At 40.1% G+C, this 16,100-nt stretch carries 13 protein-coding genes; 7 read left to right on the top strand and 6 right to left on the bottom strand.

All coding sequences use genetic code 11. The features are described from left to right. The first annotated feature begins 8 nt into the window (after positions 1–8). Entirely contained in the window at positions 9–731 is a 723-nt protein-coding gene (locus ACTF5Q_RS07885; protein ID WP_438954080.1) for an SDR family oxidoreductase, read from the top strand. Then, the gene (locus ACTF5Q_RS07880; RefSeq protein ID WP_438954079.1) at positions 728–1,339 is read left to right on the top strand and encodes an enoyl-CoA hydratase/isomerase family protein; all 612 of its coding nucleotides are present in this window, start codon (positions 728–730) and stop codon (positions 1,337–1,339) included. Before ACTF5Q_RS07885 ends, ACTF5Q_RS07880 begins: the two co-directional genes overlap by 4 nt. Here the strand turns inward: ACTF5Q_RS07880 and ACTF5Q_RS07875 are convergent, their stop codons facing one another. Next, complete coding sequence (locus tag ACTF5Q_RS07875) at positions 1,340–1,624, bottom strand: HNH endonuclease (RefSeq protein ID WP_438954078.1); 285 nt, start codon at positions 1,622–1,624, stop codon at positions 1,340–1,342. It lies immediately after the preceding gene. Positions 1,625–1,736: 112 nt separating this feature from the next. Between ACTF5Q_RS07875 and ACTF5Q_RS07870 the strand changes: the two genes are divergently transcribed. Together ACTF5Q_RS07870 and mutL are read left to right on the top strand one after the other, a co-directional pair. Next, the gene (locus ACTF5Q_RS07870) at positions 1,737–2,918 is read left to right on the top strand and encodes a TIGR03862 family flavoprotein (RefSeq protein ID WP_438954077.1); all 1,182 of its coding nucleotides are present in this window, start codon (positions 1,737–1,739) and stop codon (positions 2,916–2,918) included. A gap of 54 nt (positions 2,919–2,972) precedes the next feature. Further along, a complete protein-coding gene (gene mutL / locus ACTF5Q_RS07865; RefSeq protein WP_438954076.1) occupies positions 2,973–4,832 on the top strand; it encodes a DNA mismatch repair endonuclease MutL in 1,860 nt (619 codons plus the stop codon). A 25-nt stretch (positions 4,833–4,857) separates the two neighbouring features. Here mutL and ACTF5Q_RS07860 read toward each other — a convergent pair whose 3' ends face one another. Continuing rightward, complete coding sequence (locus ACTF5Q_RS07860) at positions 4,858–5,169, bottom strand: ETC complex I subunit (protein WP_153691465.1); 312 nt, start codon at positions 5,167–5,169, stop codon at positions 4,858–4,860. 126 nt (positions 5,170–5,295) lie between these two features. On the opposite strand from ACTF5Q_RS07860, the gene uvrB reads away from it, so the two are divergent. After that, positions 5,296–7,470: an excinuclease ABC subunit UvrB gene (uvrB, locus tag ACTF5Q_RS07855; protein ID WP_438954075.1), complete on the top strand. Its 2,175-nt coding sequence runs from the start codon at positions 5,296–5,298 to the stop codon at positions 7,468–7,470. Between the two features lie 4 nt (positions 7,471–7,474). On the opposite strand, the gene ACTF5Q_RS07850 is transcribed toward uvrB, so the two are convergent. Together ACTF5Q_RS07850 and ACTF5Q_RS07845 are read right to left on the bottom strand one after the other, a co-directional pair. Further along, on the bottom strand, positions 7,475–7,876 hold the full coding sequence (locus tag ACTF5Q_RS07850) for a DUF4864 domain-containing protein (protein WP_438954074.1): 402 nt from the start codon (positions 7,874–7,876) through the stop codon (positions 7,475–7,477). Positions 7,877–7,926: 50 nt separating this feature from the next. After that, on the bottom strand, positions 7,927–9,501 hold the full coding sequence (locus tag ACTF5Q_RS07845) for a lysine--tRNA ligase (RefSeq protein WP_438954073.1): 1,575 nt from the start codon (positions 9,499–9,501) through the stop codon (positions 7,927–7,929). A 110-nt stretch (positions 9,502–9,611) separates the two neighbouring features. Here ACTF5Q_RS07845 and ACTF5Q_RS07840 point away from each other — a divergent pair, with 110 nt between their 5' ends. After that, positions 9,612–10,043 carry a tellurite resistance TerB family protein gene (locus ACTF5Q_RS07840; protein WP_438954072.1) on the top strand — a complete coding sequence of 144 codons (432 nt, stop codon included), beginning with the start codon at positions 9,612–9,614 and terminating at the stop codon, positions 10,041–10,043. Here the strand turns inward: ACTF5Q_RS07840 and nadD are convergent. Then, positions 10,038–10,619, bottom strand: coding sequence for a nicotinate (nicotinamide) nucleotide adenylyltransferase (nadD, locus tag ACTF5Q_RS07835; RefSeq protein WP_438954071.1), 582 nt, complete (start codon positions 10,617–10,619; stop codon positions 10,038–10,040). The genes ACTF5Q_RS07840 and nadD overlap by 6 nt on opposite strands. Positions 10,620–10,755: 136 nt before the next feature. Here nadD and ettA point away from each other — a divergent pair, with 136 nt between their 5' ends. Beyond that, positions 10,756–12,411, top strand: coding sequence for an energy-dependent translational throttle protein EttA (gene ettA / locus ACTF5Q_RS07830; protein WP_438954070.1), 1,656 nt, complete (start codon positions 10,756–10,758; stop codon positions 12,409–12,411). A 27-nt stretch (positions 12,412–12,438) separates the two neighbouring features. On the opposite strand, the gene dnaE is transcribed toward ettA, so the two are convergent. Continuing rightward, the gene (dnaE, locus tag ACTF5Q_RS07825; protein ID WP_438954069.1) at positions 12,439–15,939 is read right to left on the bottom strand and encodes a DNA polymerase III subunit alpha; all 3,501 of its coding nucleotides are present in this window, start codon (positions 15,937–15,939) and stop codon (positions 12,439–12,441) included. Positions 15,940–16,100 lie beyond the last annotated feature (161 nt).

Raw genomic sequence — 16,100 nt, 5'->3', positions numbered from 1 at the left:
TTGTAATAATGACTGGCGCAAGCCGCGGTATTGGCGCGGCTAGCGCAAAAGAGTTTGCCCAGAAGGGAGCAATTGTCATATTAGCAGCGCAAGATGAACACAAACTGGCGCATGTTGCGCGCGAGATTGGATCTGCTGCAAGAGTACATGTTCTGAATATTGCTAAACCCGAGCAAGTAGAAAACATGATTTCGCAGACATTAAATGAGTTTGGAAAAATTGATATAGTTGTTAATAACGCAGGAAGAATAAAACCAATCCAGAGACTTGCGGATATCAAGATCGAAGATTGGAACAATATCATAGATGTGAACTTAAAAGGCGTTTTTTACGGTTTCAAATTAGCAATTCCTTCCATGTTAAAAAGCGGTGGTGGAACCTTCCTTACTTTGAGTTCTGGCGCCGCTCATAATCCATTAGAGGCGTGGAGCCACTACTGCACATCTAAAGCGGCTGTGAATATGCTAATTCGCTGCGTAGACTTAGAGTATCGCCAATGTGGTATTCGCTCGATTGGCTTATCGCCAGGAACAGTTGCTACAAACATGCAGCGAGAGATAAAAAAAAGCAAAATTAATCAGGTTAGCCAGTTAGAGTGGTCAGCGCATATTGATCCCAAGTGGCCCGCAAAAGCGTTGGTTTGGTTAGCCTCTTATCCTGGAAATGAATATTTGGGAAAAGAGGTTAGTCTGCGAGACGAAGCTTTAAGACAACAAATAGGTATGGTATGATAACCTCACACTTAAAGGACGATATACGGTACATTACTATTGATCGTACGTCGAAAGCCAACGCATTAACAGCTAATATGCTTGATGAGATGATCGAAATAGCAGGTGTTTCAAATGAAAATAAGGCCTTAATTATTACAGGGTCGGGTAAAGTTTTTAGTGCTGGAGCAGACCTAGATGAAGTGAAAAAAAAAGATTTAGCAACCTCAACTAAATGGGAGCTTTTATCTGATACGATACACCGGCTGTCATGTGTGACCATTGCGGCAATAAACGGAACGGTTGCAGGTGGAGCTATGGGAATGGTATTGGCCTGTGATATTCGGATCAGTGTCCCAGAAGCCTATTTCTTCTATCCAGTTATGAAATTGGGCTACTTACCCCAACCTAGTGATGCGTTGCGTTTGAGCAAAATCTGTGGCTCTTCTAGAGCTAAATTTATACTTTTAGCAGGCCAAAAACTTACTTGCAAAACAGCCTATGAGTTTGGGCTAGTTGATGAGATAGTCGCTGGGACTAATATATTATCCCGAATTGATGAATTGTGTTTAGGCATATCAAATTCAAAAAGGGGCCAACTATCAGCGATTAAAGAAATGATACCATAGTTACTTTTTTTTTCGCACCCGCGATCTTGACAAAAATTCTGGTGGCCTTTTTTTTACCCATGAGATGAATTTTGCTAGCCTGGGGTGCGTTTTCAAGACCTCTATATTGTTATAATTTCGCGCAAGTTCAGCCTCAGACAGAGTTATGTGAATTTCCTTGTGGCATATGTGGTGAAGGATAACGGTAGGACCATTTTTGCCTCCCTTCGACTTGGGAATTAAGTGATGCACACTTTGGGGGGCATCAAGAGGGATAGGCCGGTTACATAATCCACATATAATCATAACAAAAAGCTAGTATTTTTTATTTTTATTTCTAATCAGAAGGCTATTTATTAATATTCACTCATTGCGAGAAAGTAACGACACCTTCCACTGTTAAATGTAAACATTAAGAATGATTAATAAAAAAATACTTATAGTAGGGGGAGGTCCAGCAGGACTAATGGCTGCAGATTTTGCCAGCCGTAGCGGTGTGGAAGTTACTCTTGCGGACTCAATGCCAACTTTTGGTAGAAAATTCCTTATGGCTGGAAAGTCCGGACTCAATTTAACCATGCACGAAGATGACGTAACTTTTCAAACACGTATTATCCATAATAATAATACGATTGAGAAGGCATTAGAAGAATTTGGACCAAATGAAGTAATTGAATGGGCGAAGTCGCTAGGTATAAAAACTTTTGTCGGATCAACTGGCCGCGTTTTTCCTACTGAAATGAAAGCATCTCCCCTGTTGCGCAACTGGATATCTAGACTCGATGAACTGGGTGTTACACGTCAAAATCGCTGGAAGCTAAAATCTATATCAAATAAGGTCGCTACTTTCGAAACACCGCAAGGATTATTAAATAAGTCTGCCGACGGAATTGTTTTAGCATTAGGTGGAGCAAGCTGGCCTAAACTGGGGTCCAATGGTGATTGGAAATCACTTTTTGACCCAGCTGAGTTAGAAAGCTTTCAAGCCTCAAACTGTAGCTTCATGGTAAAATGGTCCATAAAAATGTCCAAATATTTTGGACAACCTCTGAAATCAATCAAATTAAGTGCTGGGAGCCAATCGTCACGCGGAGAAATAATCATTTCACAAAAAGGAATAGAGGGGGGAGGAATTTACTCACTATCCGCACAATTAAAAAAAGGAGAAGACCTTATACTTGATCTACTACCCGACTGGGACAATGATAAAATCCTTAAACTGTTAACTATGCCATGGGGAAAATCTAGCAGCTCAAATGTTCTCCGGAAACGTCTAAAACTTGAGCCGATAAAGCAAGCTATATTAAGAGAGTTTGCCATGGATGTTTTCAAAGAACCAGCTTTGCTTACTAAAAGTATAAAATCTCTCAAAATCCCTTTAAATGGAACTGGCCCAATCCAAACCGCAATCTCCACTTCCGGTGGAGTGAAAATGGGCTCAATCGATGAAAATTTTATGTTGCGAGGCAGACCAGGAGTATTTTGTGCCGGAGAAATGCTGGACTGGGATGCTCCAACTGGAGGGTACCTTATTACCACATGCTTAGCTACAGGGCGTATGGCAGGTAAACGAGCTTTGCAGTTCGTATCTTATTGCTAAAATCTTATATTTTTCTTTGGTAGAATCGGACATTTACATGCTAGTGATTGTGGTATGAACAAATATGACCACAAAATAAGCCAAAAGAATGTGATCAAACAGTTAGATGAAACTGTTATAAATAAAATTGCGGCTGGCGAAGTGGTAGAACGCCCTGCATCAGCAGTAAAAGAATTAATCGAGAACTCAATTGATGCTGGATGTAGTGATATTACAATCGAAGTCGCAGATGGCGGCAAGACACTGATTAGAGTAATTGATGATGGGCTCGGCATGTCTGACATCGATCTACCAATAGCACTTAGAAGACATGCGACTTCAAAGTTACCAAATAATAATTTGTTGAACATTAATAGTTTTGGTTTTAGGGGAGAAGCTTTGCCTTCATTAGGGGCAGTAGGCCGACTAAGAATAATCTCACACAATGACGGTAATGGGGCACATGAAATCAATGTAAACGGTGGAAAGATTTCGGATATCAAGCCAGCTGCAAGGACTCTAGGAACAACAATTGAGTTAAGGGATTTGTTTTATGCCACTCCAGCTAGGTTAAAGTTTCTTCGCTCAACTAAATCTGAACTAAAAGCTATTACCGACATTGTTAAGGGTTTATCCATCTCTACCCCAAATGTCGCCTTCACCTTAATAGACAAAACTGGTGGTAAAAGTAGGAAGATAATTCAGGTTCAGAAAGAGAAAGATGTTTCTCTAGCATCTATAAAAAACCGTCTTTCAAGAGTTTTAGGTCAAGATTTCTCAAAAAACTCTATTTCTATCGATGTAACTCGAGAAGATGTAAACTTGACTGGGTATGTATGCTTGCCGACTTATGCGCGGGCATCAAATGCTATGCAGTATTTTTTCGTAAACAACCGTCAGGTACGAGATAAACAACTTATTGGGGCACTGCGTGCGGCGTATTCAGACTTCATGCCGCGTGATAGGTTTCCAGCAGCGGCAATTTACATAAATTGCAGACCCGACTTTGTGGACGTCAATGTCCATCCCGGAAAATCAGAAGTGCGTTTCCGAGACCCTCAAGGAATACGCAGTTTAATAGTAACAGGAATTAGGCAGGTGATCGCAATAGAGGGCCATCGGTCATCAAGCACTCTATCGACGGCAGCCCTTGGGGCGATGCGCGAGCAAACTCGCCAAATACCTAATGCTACTGATGAACAGGTTACTAAAAATTCACAAAATATGGATGACAGCGGCAATAAACGCTTTTTCACAAGAGATGTTGAGCCTGCTTTTCAAGAAACATGGAAGCCATCCGCTCGTGATTTCCAAACCAAGGATGAACATGCGAAATTTATAGAAGAATTTGAAAGTTTTCCCTTAGGCGCGCCAATTGCTCAATTCGGTGAGAACTATATTATTTCACAAAACGATGATGGAATCGTGATAATCGACCAACATGCTGCACATGAGCGATTAGTATACGAAAAATTGAAAGAACAAGTCAAAGACAATAAAATCGAAGTTCAAGCACTTTTAGTTCCAGAAATTCTAGAATTATCAGAACCAGAAATTCTTGTATTGATAGAATACAAGGATAACCTAAGTATGTATGGGCTTAAAATAAATCAGTTCGGTATAAACTCTATTGCGGTCCAAGAAATTCCAGCAATTTTGAATTCAGAAAATATAAAAAAATTGATTTTTGATATTCTGGATGAACTTACAGATCTTGAAAATTCAGACACCTTAGAGAAAAAAATAAACGCAGTTTTGTCAAGGATAGCTTGCCATGGGTCAATTCGTTCAGGGCGCATGTTAAGAACTGAAGAAATGAATTCCCTGCTAAGGGAAATGGAAAACACGCCCAATTCTGGACAATGTAACCACGGAAGACCTACCCATATTTCAATCAAGATGAGTGATATAGAGCGGTTATTCGGTAGAAGGTAGTATTAAAAGAACTTTGAAGAAGGTTCTAGTGGGTCCAAACAGTTTTTCTATCCGTTGCAAAATTTTCGCCGTACCCTCTCTTTCTAATATTTGGACGACGCTTTTGCGGGTCCAACACAATAAATTGCAATCCATTGGACTTGGCATACTCAAGAGCAGCCTCCTTGGAGGGAAAACTCAATTTAATTTGTGACTGCGTATCAACAGATGAAGTCCAGCCCATCAATGGGTCAACCTCGCGAGCTGCCGATGGCGAAAATTCTAAAACCCAAGATTTTGTATTTGCCGAACCCGAGGACATTGCTGTTTTCGCTGGCCTGAAGATTTTGACAGTCATTTTGAAACCCTCTTTTAATGATTACTTTATGCTCTATTTAATTTTCATGAGCAAGTTACAAATCTAATCAAAAAATAGTAACAAAAGTTTTATGAACATATCCTTTGAAAGAGAGACAACTAGAGGATGACTGATATCAACGTTATTACAAAGGATCATTTGGGACCTCGGCCTAAATTGGAGGGTGGTAAAAGCTTTGTAATGGCTACAGAATTTGACCCTGCAGGAGACCAACCGACCGCTATATCAGAGTTATCAGCTGCAATTGAAGGAGGCGAAAGAAACCAGGTTCTATTGGGAGCAACAGGTACGGGAAAAACTTTTACCATGGCTAAAGTGATAGAGGAAACGCAAAAGCCAGCAATAATTCTAGCACCAAACAAAACTTTAGCTGCTCAGCTTTATGGCGAGTTTAAAGGGTTTTTTCCAGATAATGCCGTCGAATATTTTGTTAGCTATTACGACTATTATCAACCCGAAGCCTATGTTCCAAGATCTGATACTTATATTGAGAAAGAAAGCCAGATCAACGAACAAATTGACCGTATGAGACACTCTGCAACCAGAGCGTTACTTGAGAGAGACGATGTAATTATAGTTGCATCTGTAAGTTGTATTTATGGTATTGGATCGGTCGAAACCTACGGTGCAATGACACAGGAGTTAATCGCTGGCGAGATTTATAACCAAAGGGAAGTTATTGCTAATCTAGTCGCTCAACAATATCGACGAAATGATCAGGCATTCCAAAGAGGTACTTTTAGGGTTCGGGGTGATATACTTGAAATATTCCCTGCTCATCTAGAGGATAGAGCCTGGAGACTATCTTTCTTTGGTGATGATTTGGAAAGCATAATTGAATTCGACCCTCTTACCGGACAAAAAACCAACATCTTTGATAAAATTCGAATTTATGCAAATTCTCATTATGTAACGCCCAAGCCTACAATGAAGCAAGCGATAGTAAACATTAAAAAAGAATTAAAAGTTCGGTTGGACCAACTTATTGCTGACGGAAAATTATTGGAAGCTCAAAGGCTAGAACAGAGAACAAATTTCGATATAGAAATGCTTGAGGCAACAGGCGTTTGTAATGGGATAGAGAATTATTCACGCTATTTAACGGGTAGAAACCCAGGAGAACCTCCACCAACACTTTTCGAATTTATTCCGGATCATGCAATTGTTTTTGCTGATGAGAGCCATGTAAGTATACCTCAAATCGGTGGAATGTATCGCGGCGATTACAGACGAAAATTTACATTAGCGGAGCATGGGTTTCGGTTACCATCTTGTATGGATAATCGGCCACTTAAGTTTGAGGAATGGGATGCTATGAGGCCGCAATCAATTTACGTTTCGGCTACACCTGGGAAATGGGAGCTTGAGCAAACCGCTGGAATATTTACTGAGCAAGTTATCAGACCTACCGGGTTGTTAGATCCAGAGGTAGAAATTAGACCAGTAGAGATGCAGGTAGACGATTTACTTGATGAGGTCAGAAAGGTTTCTCAATCCGGCTATAGAACCCTTGTAACCACTTTGACAAAACGGATGGCGGAAGACCTGACAGAATACATGCATGAGCAAGGTATCAGGGTGAGATATATGCATTCAGACATCGATACGATCGAAAGAATTGAAATACTCCGTGACTTACGGCTAGGTACTTTTGATGTACTGGTAGGAATAAATCTTCTTAGAGAAGGTTTGGATATTCCTGAATGTGGATTGGTAGCTATCCTGGATGCAGATAAGGAGGGATTTTTAAGATCTGAAACATCCTTGGTCCAAACAATTGGCCGCGCAGCAAGAAATGTTGATGGAAGAGTTATAATGTATGCCGATCGGATAACCGGCTCGATGGAGCGTGCCCTAGCAGAAACAAATAGGCGACGTGAGAAACAGCAAGCATACAATCTCGAAAATGGAATTACGCCCGAAACAGTCAAAAAAAATGTCGAGGATATACTGGCAGGTCTTTATAAAGGAGACACTGACCAATCTAGGGTAACCGCGAACGTTGAAACAAAATTACAGGGTGGTTCTAATCTACAAGCGGTCTTGGATGGCCTTCGCACTGATATGCTTAAAGCTGCTGAAAACTTAGAATTTGAAGAGGCCGCACGATTACGAGATGAGGTTCGACGCCTTGAAACAGTTGAGTTAGCTATTTCTGATGATCCACTAGCACGTCAATCGGTAATCAATGCAGCTGAAAATGAAAAAATTCCAGGCCGCTCAACTGCAGGGAAAGGAGGCACAAGAGCGTACAGAGGTAAAAGTAGAAGAAAAGTCTAAGTGGCTATACACTAAAGTCTGATGCTGGTAGAAATTCAACCCCACCTATGCGCCAGGAACCATCAAATTCCATCATGTAGTATCTCAAGTAATGCGATTTACCGTTTGCATCTACGATTTGTACTACTTGTGCCAGTCCATGATGATATCTTTCATTTTCCAAAAAGATTACTTTGGATGGGCGCCATACCATAGGGTATCCGTTACGTACCATTCTTCCAAAATTCTCTGCACTGCCAAACTTTTCCCTAAGAAACGGAGTAGCAAAACTAAAGGCTGTCTCAAAATCATTGAGTTTAAATGCAGCTATTTGGTCTTCAATAGTCCTCTTTATTGCGTCATTGCCGCTTGCGCTAACCTGAGCAGCAAAGATTGTAAAAATCGCAAATGTAACAACTTTCCACATATTATATCCTCCACACCAGTAGATAGAGCGGAATTAATCAATAGCAATTATTACAAAAATTTACCTTCTAGTGCAGAGTCGATTAAGGCGATTGTCTCTTCAATCCCGTATAAGGCTATAAAACCACCAAATCTAGGACCTTGGGATGCGCCTAACAATATTTCATAAAGTGCTTGGAACCATTTACGCAGCGGGTCAAAACGTTCTCGACCACAAGAAAATACAACACTCTGGAGAGACTCCGCGTCTAGATCACCATTATAATTAGCCAATTTGTCCCGTAAATCTAATATAGCTTCTCGCTCAACTTCACTAGCTTCTCTGTAGATCTTATTTGGTTTAACGAAATCATTGTAAAACGCGACAGCAAAACCGACGGCCTGATCTAAGTCGGGATGTGTTTCTGGAGTAGCCTCAGATTGATAGCGTTTTATAAAACCCCATAGAGTTTCTTTTTCTTCTGCTCCAGCAACTGAAGCAAGATTTAATAACATAGAAAACGGAATAGCCATATGAGATTTAGGCACGCTATTACCATGAATATGCCAAACAGGATTATTTAATTTTCCCGAAAAATCTTGATTTGAATAAGCTCTTAATTGCTGATGATATTCGTCAACCATCTTTGGAATTATATCAAAATGAAGGCGTTTCGCAGTTTTTGGTTTTTGGTACATGAAATAAGATAAGGATTCACTGCTAGCATATTTCAGCCAGTCCTCAATAGACACACCATTCCCACTTGTTTTTGAAATTTTTTGCCCATTTTCATCAAGAAACAGTTCATAAGTGAAGTGCTCGGGCGGACGGTGTCCTAGTATTCGACAAATTTTATCATAAATTGGGGTGTTCGTAGAGTGATCTTTGCCATACATTTCAAAATCTATACCTAAGGCTGCCCAACGAGCACCAAAATCTGGTTTCCATTGTAATTTCACATTTCCACCAGTCACAGGCAGGGTCCAATCCTTTCCATTTTCATCAGAAAAAGTGACAGTACTATTGTCTGAATTTACTTCTTTCATCGGTACGTATAGAACTCTTCCAGTCTCGGGGTGGATAGGTAAGAAAATCGAGTAAGTCTCCCTCCGCTCATCCCGAAGTGACTTCAACATCACAGACATTATCTCATCATAGTTTTCCACTGCTTTAATCAGAATTTTATTAAATTTACCTGATCGGTAGAATTCTGTTGCACTTATAAAATCATACTGAAAATCAAAGGTATTCAGAAATTTTTTCAAAAGCTCATTATTATGCTGCCCAAAACTTTCATATTTCTCAAAAGGATCAGGAACGGAGGTCAACGGCCTTTGAAGGTTTTCTTCTAACATTTTCTGGTTAGGGACATTTTGTGGCACTTTTCTCATACCATCTAGATCATCCGAAAAACAGATTAATTTACAGGGGATATCACTAATCTCACGAAAAGCTCGCATGACCATAGACGTTCTAGCTACCTCACCAAAGGTTCCAATATGAGGTAAGCCAGATGGCCCATAACCTGTTTCGAATAGGACATGACCCTTCTCTGGAGGAGCATTTTGATAGCGCTTCAATACTCGGCGGGCCTCCTCAAATGGCCATGATTTAGAAGTCAAACCAGCCTCACGCATTTCAGACATCATAATTCTCCATATTCACTGAATAAATATCGTGCAGTAGTAAGCTTCCTATTGATACATTCAGGAATGGTCAATATTCTGGGAAAAGCATTGTTTAAGAAAGCAAAAAAATGACACGCAAAATCTCACATGCGATGACAGCTCAAGATTGTTTGGTTGCACTCATGGTCGCAATATCTGTATCAGACGAAACAATTAGAACCTCTGAGCTAGTAAAAATTCAATCAGCGGTAAATAACCTGCCAATCTTCGCAGAATATGACATTGATAGGTTAAATACCGTTTCACAGATAGTTTTTGATTTATTCGAACAAGAAGAAGGTCTTGATGCCCTATTCGGCCTAGTTAAAGAAAATTTACCTGCAGAACTGAATGAAACAGCTTATGCCTTGTGCTGTGACGTTGCCGCTGCTGATGGCTTAATACTTGAGACTGAATTACGTTTGTTAGAGGAAATACGTTACGAATTTAAGATCGACAGGTTACACGCCGCCGCAATTGAAACGGGCTCTAGGGCTAGGCATAAAACTATTCCTTCATGACGCTCTAATTTGTGACGATGATACATTTAGTAAGGGAAGGTTTTTATAGCACCAATATGGTGCTTTCAAATTTCCGAGGTCACGAGATTGATTAGCTCTCAATCTATAAGATGAAAATGCCTTTGCCAATTTGGATTTTAAAGGCGCCAAGGTATGATCTGGTCTTGCAAGAATTCCAATCGGAACACGGTATACAATTTCTTTCCAATTCATCCACTTATCAAATTGTATCATATTGTCTGCTCCCATCAGCCAAACAAATCTAACATTTGGACATCTTATCTGAATTAACTTTAAGGTCTGAGAGGTGTATACTGTATTTAATTCATTCTCAATTTTAGTAACAAAGATTTTAGGATGCTCAACCAATAGATTAGCAACACGTAATCTCTCATCTACAGGACTTGGATCATTTCTCTTTAAGGGGTTTGAGGGTGTAAGCAACCACCACACTTGATCTAAATCAAAGTATTTCAGCGCGTGCTTACTAATGTGTACGTGAGCTTCATGAGCTGGATCAAAAGAGCCCCCTAGAAGGCCAATCTTCTGTCGTCTAGAAGCTAAAGGAATTTCCATAAATTCCATAAGCCAGAATTATTTTCAAAAAGCAAGAGCGTCAATTTCTTCATTATACTATTTATTTCTGCTGAGTATTGCCCCTAAAGTATCATCAGGTTATCACTCTACTAGTTTTAAAGTTTCGGAGTTTCAGATGGCTTCATATCAATACGTATATCACATGCAGGGCGTTTCAAAAACATACCCTGGAGGGAAGAAATGTTTTGAAAATATTCATTTATCTTTTCTACCAGGTGTAAAAATTGGGGTTGTAGGCGTTAACGGTGCTGGTAAGTCAACATTAATGAAAATAATGGCTGGTATTGATAAAGAATTTCAAGGAGAGGCTTGGTCCGCTGAAGGTGCTAAAGTCGGATACTTGCCACAAGAACCTGAATTAAATGAAGCACTCACTGTTCGTGAGAATGTAATGCTCGGTGTCGCTTCTAAAAAGGCCATTCTCGATAGATATAACGAATTAGCCATGAATTATTCAGACGACACAGCAGATGAAATGGCAGAATTACAAGATAAAATTGATGCTGACAATTTGTGGGATTTAGATAGTCAAATTGATGTATCTTTGGAAGCCTTGAGGTGTCCTTCAGATGATGCTGATGTAGGGAGCCTATCAGGCGGCGAACGCCGTCGTGTAGCACTCTGCAAGTTGCTGTTGGAGGCTCCGGAAATGTTATTACTTGACGAACCTACCAACCATTTAGATGCTGAAACAATAGCTTGGTTGCAAAAGCATCTGATCGATTACAACGGTACAATTCTGATTGTAACCCATGACCGATATTTTCTGGATGATATTACGGGGTGGATTTTGGAATTAGACCGAGGACAAGGAATACCTTACGAGGGCAACTATTCTAGTTGGTTGGAACAAAAAGCAAAAAGGCTGGCACAAGAAGCGAGAGAAGATAAGAGTCGGCAGAAAACCTTAGAACGTGAACTTGAGTGGATGCGGCAAGGTCAAAAAGCTCGCCAGGCAAAACAAAAAGCGCGGGTTAGTGCTTATAATGACTTAGCAGGCCAATCTGAGAGGGAAAAAATAACAAAAGCTCAAATTGTAATTCCTAATGGACCTAGATTAGGATCAAAGGTGATCGAAGTAAGTAATTTAAATAAAGCTATGGGCGATAAGTTGCTCATTGAAAATCTAAGCTTTTCTTTACCTCCAGGAGGAATCGTAGGCGTAATTGGTCCAAACGGCGCAGGAAAATCGACCTTATTTAAAATGCTCACAAAAGAACTAGCAGCTGACACAGGTGATATTTCTATGGGGGAAACAGTTCAATTATCGTATGTTGATCAATCCCGGGATGATCTACAGGATAACGAAACTGTTTGGGAGGCCATTTCTGGCGGCGCAGAAATAATTGAATTAGGCGATGCTCAAGTCAACTCAAGAGCATACTGTTCATCATTCAATTTTAAAGGTGGTGATCAGCAAAAGAAGTTATCACTTTTATCTGGGGGTGAGCGTAATAGGGTTCATATGGCAAGACTGCTTAAGGAAGGTGGCAATGTATTGCTTTTGGATGAGCCAACAAACGATCTGGACGTAGAAACATTAAGAGCTTTAGAAGACGCACTGGTAGATTTTGCCGGCTGCGCAGTCGTAATTTCTCATGATAGGTTTTTCTTGGACAGAATTTGCACCCACATTTTATCGTTCGAAGGGGATGCACATGTCGAGTGGTTTGAAGGAAATTTTGAAGATTATGAAGAAGATAAAAAACGTCGCTTAGGACCAGATGCGTTGGAACCGAAACGGATCAAACATAAAAAATTCTCGCGATAAAAATCAATTCTACTTTCATATAAATGTCTAAATCTCTTGAACATCTAAGACACCATCCAAACTTTTGATTGCTCCCCTGATTTGCGGGCTTGTATCGCAGTTAACTCCAGTATCCAATTCAACTTCCCCTGGCAGTCCAGAATCAACTAAGCATAAATGGATCGGGCCCTTGGATACAATTTTTTTATTCTCTGAGGCCTGATGTAATACTGATAATATAGATGGAAATACTTTCTTATCTTCCACAAAAATTTTGATTCCATGCGATGTATCAGTAGAAATAGCTTCATCAATATTTGCAATTGATCTACATAACAGTTTTAACTGTTCGCCTTCGAAAGATGCTTCGGCCGTTAAAATGATCCTAGCCCCGCTTTCGAGGTTATTTCTGGATTTCTCTAAGACCTCAGAAAATAAAGTAACTTCGAAATTCCCGGTAAAATCACTTAACTGAACAAAAGCAAACCTGTTACCCCGGGCCGATTTTCTTTCTTGCCGGCCAACTACCACACCAGCAATTTTTACCAAGCAAGGGCCTGATAGTGCTTTTTCTTCAACCTCTTCAATTGTAAGAATCTGATTTACTTTAAAAGCAGATTTATAGTCGTCGAGTGGATGCCCCGTAACATAAAACCCAATAGCTGAAAATTCACGTGACAAACGCTCAGCAGGCAACCAGTCAGAAACCGAGGGTAATACGGGTTCAGGCAGATCATCGCCTCCATCACCAAAAAGCGATACTTGCTTTGATATCTTCTGATCATGAATAGCCGCAGAATACGCTACTAATGCGTCTAGGCTCTTAAATACCCGATGTCTATTATTATCCAGAACATCAAAAGCTCCCGCTTGAACAAGCACTTCGAGAGGACGCTTACCAATTTTTCGCAAATCTAATCGTCTGGCAAAGTCAAATAAATTTACAAAAACTTTATTATTTCTGACGTTTACGAGTGCACCCATTGCTTCCAGGCCAACATTTTTTAATCCTGCCAATCCATAAACTAAAGAGTTTTCTGATACCGAAAACTTTGGTTGAGACCGATTCACACAGGGAGAAATAAAAGGTAATTTCATACCTTTTCTGACATCATCGACATACTGTGAAAGCTTATCTGTCAAATGCAGATCACAGTTCATAGCACCTGCCATGAACTCAAGAGGATGATTTGCTTTCAACCAAGCTGTTTGATAACTTACTACAGCATAAGCCGCTGCATGCGATTTATTGAAGCCGTAGTTGGCAAATTTTTCTAATAGATCGAATATCTCTGAGGCTTTCTTTTCAGATATTCCATTATTTTTAGCACCTGCTTCAAATTTTGGCCGTTCAGCATCCATTGCCGCCTTTATCTTTTTGCCCATCGCACGCCTTAGTAAGTCCGCCTCACCAAGTGAATAACCAGCCATGATTTGCGCTATTTGCATGACTTGCTCTTGATAAACAACTATGCCTTGAGTCTCTTCAAGAATATGATCAATCATGGGATGTATCGATACGCGATCTTTTACACCATTCTTTACATCACAATAGGTAGCTATATTTTCCATTGGTCCAGGTCGATATAAAGCAACCAGTGCCACGATATCTTCTATAGAAGTAGGTTTCATTCTCTTGAGAGCATCCATCATACCGGAACTCTCCACTTGGAAAACAGCAACAGTTTTAGCGGATGCGTATAAATCGTATGTCGATTTATCATCTAGAGGTATGGTATTAATTTGATTTTCAACATTCTTTATAGGTTGAAATAATTGACGACCATCTGCTGATTGATGCAGCGAACGTCCTGAAGCAATTATTAGGTCTATTGCGTTTTGAATGGCTGTGAGCGTTTTCAAACCTAAAAAATCAAATTTAACAAGCCCTGCTTGTTCTACCCATTTCATATTAAACTGGGTTGCAGGCATATTAGACCGCGAATCTTTATAAACAGGCACAAGATCGTCTAATGGGCGGTCACTAATAACTATGCCAGCTGCATGAGTAGCAGCATTTCGCAAAAGACCTTCAACTTTTTGACCATAATTGAGCAATCGATCAACAACCTCCTCTCTTTCTGCTTCCTCTTTTAAGCGAGGTTCTTCAGCAAGAGCTTGCTCAATACTTAAAGGTTTGACTCCTTCTATAGGGATAAGTTTTGCTAAGCGATCAACTTGTCGGTATGGCATTTGCAAGACGCGGCCCATGTCACGAATGGCTGCCTTAGACAACAAGGCGCCAAATGTTATAATCTGACCAACTTTATCGTGCCCATATTTTTGTTGAACGTATTGGATGACTTCTTCCCGCCTATCCATACAAAAATCTATATCAAAATCTGGCATCGATACGCGATCTGGATTTAAGAATCTTTCGAAAAGAAGATTATATCTTAGAGGATCGAGATCAGTTATTGTGAGTGCGTAAGCAACGAGTGACCCTGCTCCAGAGCCACGACCCGGTCCAACTGGTATGTCCTTTTCTTTTGCCCATTTTATAAAATCCGCGACAATCAAAAAGTAACCAGGGAAACCCATCTGCTCAATGATTTTGAGTTCAAAATCTAATCTTTCTTCATACTCAGAAACTGGCGCAGCATGCGAAATAATTGCTAATCGATTTTTCAAACCGTCTTTGGCCTGTCTGTTTAGCTCAGTTATCTCGTCACTCGCGAACAATGGAAGGATTGGGTCGCGGCAAGTGGCCATAAAAGCACAACGCTGTGCTACTTCTACTGTACTTTCTAAAGCTTCCGGCAGGTCAGCAAATAAAGCTGCCATTTCTTCCTGTGTTTTAAAATAATGTTGGTTAGTTACAGTTCGGCGAGGCTCCTGCTGATCAACGTAAGCACCGTCAGCGATACATAAAAGAGCATCGTGGGCTTCATACATTTCTATATTATCAAAATATACATCATTTGTTGCAATCAATGGGATACTTAAATCATATGCCATTTCGATAAAAACAGGCTCTGTATCATTCTCTTCTTTGGGCAATCCAGCTCCTTGCGGGTGCCTTTGTAATTCAAGATACAGGCGATCAGAAAAAATATTTTGAAATTTTAAAAGTAAATCTCTCGCGGCTTTATCTTGAGCCGCCAGGATCAGTTGGCCTAGGGGGCCTCTAGAACCCCCGGTGAGACATATCAAACCGTCAGCATATCTCTCCAATTTTTCGATGGAGATTTCTACCTTTTCATCATCATTTTGAACATACATTTCGGAACTTAGTTTCATAAGATTTTTGTAACCAAGTTCATCTTGTGCAAGTAGCACAATTGGGGCAGTCGTTCGAGCCCGCCTCTCTGAAACCATATCTGTAAATCTAAAATCAATTTGGCAACCAATAATTGGTTGCAAACCATTATCTTTAAAAAGAACTGAAAATTCTAACGCACTGAATAGATTATTGGTTTCTGTCAGTGCAATGGCAGGCATATCATTAGCCTTACAAAGTTCTGGTAGTTTCTTTAAGCGCGTTGCTCCTTCGAGTAGAGAATACTCTGTATGTACACGCAGATGAATATATTTTGGAAAGCCGCTCATATTTTTAGTTTATTGTGCGAGATAAAAAAACTAAAGGCCTTGAAACAATTAAATTTCATACTTGAAAAAAGAAAATTTTTCGGTTCTTTTTATGAAGAGAAAATATTTGGTGGCCATTTCTACACCGCATCGAGGTGGTACATCATAAGCATACTAGGGTA

Origin of the sequence: Candidatus Salinivivens marinus, from assembly GCF_965655845.1 — a bacterium.
In the GTDB taxonomy this organism is placed as follows: Bacteria; Pseudomonadota; Alphaproteobacteria; order Rhodobacterales; family Rhodobacteraceae; genus Salinivivens; species Salinivivens marinus.
This window is presented reverse-complemented; position numbering and strand designations above follow the sequence as displayed.